The sequence below is a fragment of the Coprobacter sp. genome (genome assembly GCF_982436375.1).
The window spans coordinates 1-7,312 of sequence record NZ_CEWDCG010000157.1; the positions used below are offsets into that span (position 1 = coordinate 1).

Annotated in this window: 6 protein-coding genes; 1 reads left to right on the forward strand and 5 read right to left on the reverse strand. The window is 39.8% G+C overall.

Annotated features, from left to right (window positions below; all coding sequences use genetic code 11):
* Positions 1–129 precede the first annotated feature (129 nt).
* Entirely contained in the window at positions 130–600 is a 471-nt protein-coding gene (locus AC1WHX_RS09085; RefSeq protein ID WP_122337885.1) for an Lrp/AsnC family transcriptional regulator, read from the forward strand.
* Positions 601–731: 131 nt separating this feature from the next.
* Here AC1WHX_RS09085 and AC1WHX_RS09090 read toward each other — a convergent pair whose 3' ends face one another.
* The 5 genes from AC1WHX_RS09090 to AC1WHX_RS09110 all read right to left on the reverse strand — a co-directional run.
* The gene (locus tag AC1WHX_RS09090) at positions 732–2,552 is read right to left on the reverse strand and encodes a peptidase U32 family protein (protein WP_122337886.1); all 1,821 of its coding nucleotides are present in this window, start codon (positions 2,550–2,552) and stop codon (positions 732–734) included.
* On the reverse strand, positions 2,549–3,466 hold the full coding sequence (gene metA / locus AC1WHX_RS09095) for a homoserine O-acetyltransferase MetA (RefSeq protein WP_022602142.1): 918 nt from the start codon (positions 3,464–3,466) through the stop codon (positions 2,549–2,551). Before metA ends, AC1WHX_RS09090 begins: the two co-directional genes overlap by 4 nt.
* Before the next feature lie 125 nt (positions 3,467–3,591).
* A complete protein-coding gene (locus AC1WHX_RS09100; protein WP_009317589.1) occupies positions 3,592–5,208 on the reverse strand; it encodes an ABC-F family ATP-binding cassette domain-containing protein in 1,617 nt (538 codons plus the stop codon).
* A gap of 195 nt (positions 5,209–5,403) precedes the next feature.
* Positions 5,404–6,138 carry a porin family protein gene (locus AC1WHX_RS09105; RefSeq protein WP_122337887.1) on the reverse strand — a complete coding sequence of 245 codons (735 nt, stop codon included), beginning with the start codon at positions 6,136–6,138 and terminating at the stop codon, positions 5,404–5,406.
* 11 nt (positions 6,139–6,149) lie between these two features.
* The coding region (locus tag AC1WHX_RS09110) for a PCMD domain-containing protein (RefSeq protein ID WP_481229201.1) at positions 6,150–7,312 on the reverse strand (1,163 nt) is incomplete at its 5' end.

A 7,312-nucleotide genomic window follows, 5' to 3' on the forward strand; every position in this document is an offset into this window, starting at 1 on the left:
ATCTGACGAGGGAAAACGGGAAAATAGACCGGAAGAAAACGCAAAAATGACCTGATAATATTTTTTTATTGGAAAATTTAGACAGGCTCTTAAACAAGTTCCTAATTATTGAATTTCAAAAAACAGACTATGAATAATCTGGTTAAAATAGACAAAGTCGATTTACAAATACTCCGCACGTTACAGGGAAATGCACGGCTCACGCTCAAAGAACTTGCCGCGCAAGTAAGTCTTTCTTCAACTCCCGTATTCGAACGGCTTAAACGTTTAGAAAACGAAGGATACATCAAAAAATATATTGCGATTCTGGATGCAGAAAAGTTAAATCAAGGGTTCATTGTATTCTGCAACGTAAAGCTGAGCAGAATAAATCAGGAAATAGCAACCGAGTTTACCCGGATCATTCAGGACATTCCAGAGGTAACCGAGTGTTATAACATATCGGGAAGTTTTGACTATCTGTTAAAAATCCACGCACCCAATATGAAATATTATCAAGAATTCATACTGAACGTATTGGGTTCAATAGAAAGCTTAGGCTCGATAGAGAGCACATTTGTCATGGATGAAGTAAAACATAATTACGGTATTCATATTTAAAAAGAAAAGCTGTCTCCCACAAAAGAAATCGCAAAAATGACCGGATAATATTTTTTTATCGGAAAGCCCTCAACACTCCTCATAAATCCCAGTATAGGTTAAAATAAACTATCACCAATCTATAAAAGAATCTATTCTTTATAAACTCTCATCTCACATAAACGACAATCGAACTCAAGGCGTAAACGGGTATCTTTATAACATAAATAAAGCGGAGCTTTCCATTCTCCAGCACCTTTTCCACGAAAGCAATGTCCCGATTCGCGACGTATGCAATGACGGGTAAACATTAAAGGTACATTATCTTGTACTTGTACTTCAAATGCAGGATCGATTTCCGAGACTCCATGTCCGGCATAAAATTTTCGCGCCTTTGCATTATAGACATTCCCAAGATAGGTCAATTTCGATTGAGGAAAAGGATAAATACCCTTAGCCGGTTTTCTTTTCTCTGTACGATATGCCTCTTTCCGAACCTTCAAAAGAAGCTCCACTCCTTGCCGACGCATATCCGCCAACAAAGAAGCCGGAATAAAAAAGTTTTCCGTAGCATTTAAAACGACTTTGTCCATCCGAAATGGAGTATCCCCCAATTTTCCCAATTGATTTTTCTGATTCTCAGATTGCGGACTCCTTGCTTTTTCTCCCGACCATTCCCGAGAAATGGAAACCGATACCCCGGTTTCATCCGTAATCAATAAGCACAGCTTTTCTAATGTGCCGGATAACTCCAAGTTTACTGCAATTCTCCTGTCTGCACTTTTTCGGGCAAGAGTTTTCTCAAATTCCTGATCATAGTTACGGTACAGTTTCGTTTTAATCCTTATCCGAGGCATTTCTGCCGGGAATATAAGATTTCCTTCCGCCCTATTCACTCGAAACCCTTCAAATATACCGGATTCATTAAAAAAACATATCCCATCTCCATTATTCAACTTTTGTACTCCGGCTACAGTTATCGATTTAGAGGAAACCTGTTTTACCGTACCTATATATTCTCCCATCGACTTAGGCGTATCAGGAGACGATATAGATCTCGAGTCTTTTTCATTCAACAAATACGGAGTAAAGCCTCTATTAAAACTCTTGTTCGGATCGGGAGCAAAAAAGAAATCGGTCTTTCCGGAAGAAGACCTCACATACTCCGGACGACGCTCCAATATCGCATCTAACTTCTTGCGATACCAAGCCGTCACATTTTTAACATAAGACATTTCCTTAAGACGTCCTTCAATCTTCAAGGAAGAAACTCCGGCATCCAACAATGCCTCAAGGCTGTCGGTACGGTTCATATCTTTAAGAGAGAGTAGATGTTTATTTTTTTCCAATACCTTTCCGTCTGCATCCAGTAACGTATAAGGAAGCCGACAATATTGCGCACACTCTCCACGATTAGCGCTGCGTCCGCTCAAACAATGACTCAAATAACATTGTCCGCTATAACTTACACACAAGGCTCCATGTATAAAAACCTCCAAAGGAACTGTCGTATTTTCTGAAATATGCCGGATTTGTTCTAACGACAATTCTCTGGCCAACACCACCTGCGAAAATCCTGCATTTTCAAGGAAACGTACCTTTTCTACCGTACGATTATCGGTTTGCGTACTGGCATGTAAAGCTATCGGAGGTATATCCAGTTCAAGAATCCCCATGTCTTGAACAATGAGAGCATCGACACCGACAGAATACATATTGCCAATAATCCGTTCGGCCTCAAGCAATTCATCGTCTTTCAATATCGTATTCAACGCCACATACACCCGCGCATCATATTTATGGGCATAATCGACCAGTCGGGCTATTTCGGTCGTATCATTGCCCGCAGCAGCACGAGCCCCGAAACGAGGCGCACCTATATAAACGGCATCTGCCCCGTGATTAATTGCTTCGATACCGATCTCGGCATTCTTGGCAGGAGAGAGAAGTTCGATAGGTCTTGATGATATCATTTTATTTCCCGAATATCGTATGGTGTTTGCTGATATACAAAATAATTCAGCCAATTAGAGAACAAAAGGTTGGCATGCCCTCTCCAGCGAACCAACGGTCCTTCCTTCGGATCATTATTCCGGTAATAATTCAACGGCATCTCTATCGGTAACCCCTTATCCAAATCCCGACGATATTCCGTGTCTAAAGTATAAGGCGAATACTCCGAATGCCCGGTAATAAAAAATTCCCGGCCTCCACGTGCCATAACCATATATACTCCGGATTCTTCAGACTCCGAAAGCAGGGTCAGTTCAGGAACTTTCTCTATATCGGACTTACGCACCTCCGTATGCCTGCTATGAGGCACATAAAATTCATCATCGAATCCTCTGAATATCGGATTTTGATGATCATACACTTTATGTTTGAAAATCCCGAACATTTTTTGCGGCAACGGATATTTAGGAACACCATAAAAATGATACAATCCTGCTTGAGCCGCCCAACAAATATATAATGTAGAGGTCACATGCGTACGTGCCCAATCAAATATCTCAGAAACCTCTTTCCAATAATCGACTTCTTCAAACGGCATCTGCTCTACCGGAGCTCCGGTAATAATCATACCATCATAATTTTCATTCCGCAACGTCGAAAAATCCTTATAAAACGTCATCATGTGCTCTACCGGAGTATTTTTCGATATGTGTCCCGATATTTTCAGAAAATCCACCTCTATCTGCAATGGCGTATTGGATAATAACCGGATAAGATCGGTTTCGGTCGTAATCTTCAACGGCATCAAATTCAATATGACAATACGCAAAGGCCGTATATCTTGAGTAGATGCCTGCTGAGAATCCATTACGAAAATATTTTCAGATTTCAATATCTCTACAGCCGGCAATCTGGATGGTAAATTTAATGGCATAAACGCGTCCTCCTATTCAATATGTGCAAAAGTAATCAATAAAGAGAGAAACTCAAAACCGCTTTTTCCCTTTATAAAAAGAGCGCATTAATAAATGCGCTCCAATAACCATATTTTACTATTTGTCATGATCGATATAACTTTTCACGAAGAGCTTTCACTCGTTCATCGGTAATATAGTCGTCATAGTCCATCATTTTATCGATTATGCCATTCGGAGTAAGTTCGATAACCCGGTTACAAACTGTCTCGATAAACTCATGGTCATGAGAAGACATCAGAATATTTCCTTTAAATGCCTTCAATGTATTGTTAAACGCCTGTATAGACTCCAAATCAAGATGATTCGTAGGAGAATCCAAAATCATCGTATTAGCATTTTTCATCATCATACGGGCAATCATACAACGCATTTTTTCCCCTCCGGATAATACCGAAGCGCTTTTCAACAACTCTTCTCCGGAAAACAACATTTTTCCGAGAAACCCCTTTAGATACAATTCACTGGTATCTTCTGAGAATTGAGCTAGCCAATCGATCAGGTTCATATCGGTATTGAAAAATGCCGAATTGTCAAGAGGCAAATAGGCAGTCGTAATAGTTTGCCCCCACTCAAACGTACCTTTATCAGCCTTAACCACATCATTTATAATTTCAAAAAAAACGGTCATGGCACGAGGATCTCGAGATAAAAATACGATCTTGTCGTCTTTCTCAACCGTAAAATTCACATCCTTGAATAGCAAAGTTCCATCAACTGACTTTTCAAGCCCTCTCACTTCGAGAATTTTATTCCCTGGCTCTCGATCGGGAGTAAAAATAATGCCCGGATAACGACGTGAAGAAGGTTTGATTTCCTCGACATTCAATTTTTCCAGCATTTTTTTACGACTCGTGGTCTGTTTCGATTTTGCGACATTAGCACTGAAACGCTGAATAAACTCCATCAATTCTTTACGTTTTTCTTCCGCTTTCTTATTTTGCTGCTGTTGTTGACGCAAAGCCAATTGACTCGATTCATACCAGAAACTATAATTTCCGGCAAACAACTCGGTTTTACCGTAATCAATGTCAACGGTATGTGTACAGACTGAATCTAAGAAGTGTCGATCATGCGAAACAACCAATACCGTATTTTCAAACTCCGACAAGTAATTTTCGAGCCACATAACGGTTTCAAGGTCGAGATCGTTGGTAGGTTCATCAAGCAACAGGTTATCCGGCTTTCCGAACAAAGCTTTTGCTAACAAAACACGTACTTTTTGTTTACCGCTAAGATCTTTCATCATCATATAATGCAGATCTTCTTTTATTCCCAGACCACTTAACAAATTAGCAGCATCACTTTCGGCATTCCAACCTTCCAGTTCTGCAAACTTTTCTTCCAGCTCAGAAACTCGAATACCGTCAGCATCACTAAAATCCGGTTTCGAATAAAGGGCATCCTTTTCTTTCATTATATCCCACAAAACCGTATGTCCCATCAATACGGTATCCATCACGGTAAACTCGTCAAAAGCAAAATGGTCCTGACTCAATACCGATAACCGTTCACCCGGACCTAATGCAATTGTTCCGTGATTCGGATCGATCTGTCCGCTGATCGCTTTCAGAAAAGTGGATTTTCCTGCCCCGTTAGCCCCTATAATACCATAACAATTTCCCGGAGTAAATTTAAGATTCACATCTTGAAAAAGTACCCGTTTCCCGAATTGTATGGCCAAATTATTTACTGTTATCATATTTCGTTAATTGCTTCTTTTGTTAATTTTAAATCCGAATGTGACATATATCACGCATTTTTGCATGATTTTTCAAATTCGGCACAAAGGTAGTTATTTTTATAACATCAACCTAACAATGCATTTCCCGAATACGACAAAAGGCTGCTCCGACAGAGCAACCTTTTATGTATCTTCTCCTTTCGGACCGCTTATTTAAAACACATACGCAAAACCGAGATTCATATATACATTATACATCTTAAAACTTATCGCCGTAAAGTCTCCGGGGAAAAGTGGGGTCAGACTCCACGTCAAATCACCGTAAACCGATAAATGTTTATACGCAACAAACTCTGCTCCAAGCTCAAGGCCTGCATTAAATTTTTTAATATCGTCAGAAAAATCATACGTAGCATCCACGTTCATTTTCTGACTCAACGGAGTCCCTTCCCGAATGTAACCGTTCCGTGCAGTTCCAGAAAAGTCTCCACGAGTCAGGAAAGACAAGAAACCTCCGAATTTCAAATCCCACCGCTTCGAAATATCATATACCGCCAATATAGGTATCGTGACATAATCATTCTTCACTTTTGTCTCTACATCTCCAGTAAAAATTCCTTCAATATAACGTCCGTCATTCAACAGCCTTATCCGATAGTTCTTTACTTGAGCATCGGTTTCCATAGCCCGTGTCTCTAATCGAATCCCGGTCATAACTCCCCACTTCTCGGTCAGCTCCCGTTTCACGCTTCCTTCCAACGAAAAAGAAAGTGTCGGATTATAAGAATTAATACCTCGTATTTCGGCAGGAAGTCCCATCGGGGAAGTCCCTCCGATATTAATACCGGCCTTCACACTGAACTCATATTTTTTGGCCTCAGCTTCAGAAACTGTACCTATCAATAGCGACAGCATTGCTGCCAATCCCATTTTTTTCAGCGTCTTCATCGTATATTTTTTCAATTTTCTTCACATTCAATTTTTACGTCATCGATCCACAGAGTATTCCCCACTCCTCCTATAAAATGATCGCCATAAAAACTGGAAGAGAATACAATTGCAAGGCTATACTCATAATTTTTCAAACGATCGGGATCTACACTTTTCCCTTCTCTATATTTAAAATCGAATACATGATGTTTATATACACCTCCTGTGCCGTATTGATCAGAGTTGTCAGCCTGCTCATGCAGTCCGGCAATAGCAATAATAGGATTGTCGCCATCCTCTTTCAATATCGTATTTCCGTCAAGATAAGAAACTCCATATAAATTTTTTGCTTTTACATTATCATACAAAACAGCATATACGGCACAATAATCTCGACCGTCTCCATATTGCGTTCCATTGCCATCTTTATCGTAAGACATATTGACATTGCTGCCATCATACTTAAACCAAACACTCATCCGCAGAGGTTTTTTCCTAAAAGGTAAACCGAAATGCGTAGCTTTCATCGGTTCTTTCATAATATTTATCCCTTTAGACGTAAATTCTCCCAAAAACAGATTCCCCGCAGCAATCGGCATTCCCTGTGATGCTCCTAAAGAACCTGTTTTTCTGGTCTTTAAACAAGCTGCACCCTCTCCCTCATGCACATCTATAGAAGTCGCCTTAAACGTCGGATAATCTTTAGGTCCTCCACTTGCAACCAACGAGAAACCAAAATTTCCGGATGCCCAAATATACTGATCTACAGGAATATCTTCTCCTTCAACATATTCTACACTATGCTCATAAACCTCTTCCCACTTATTAACCGCCCAATATTCAAAATTGTAAACAGTCGGAATTTCTGTTTCAAGAAATACGACAGTATATGTTTTTTGCCAATTTTTATCTTCTGACGTCACAATATATTTCTGAGGTTTTGTAAAATCTAATTTACCGGTATTCACCGGAGCAATTGTTGCCCCCGGGGAAAGAGTAAAAGAAGGTTCTATATTTGTACGATCGACCATACCCTCCTTTAAAAACACAGAAACTCTATTCTGATCTATTTTCACATTCAGCACACTACTCATATCCGGGATAGTAATATCCTCAATATCGGCTTCTACATTAGGAGCTTCATCTTTTATACAAGATGAGAACATAATGAGTAAGCCGAACAATATATACA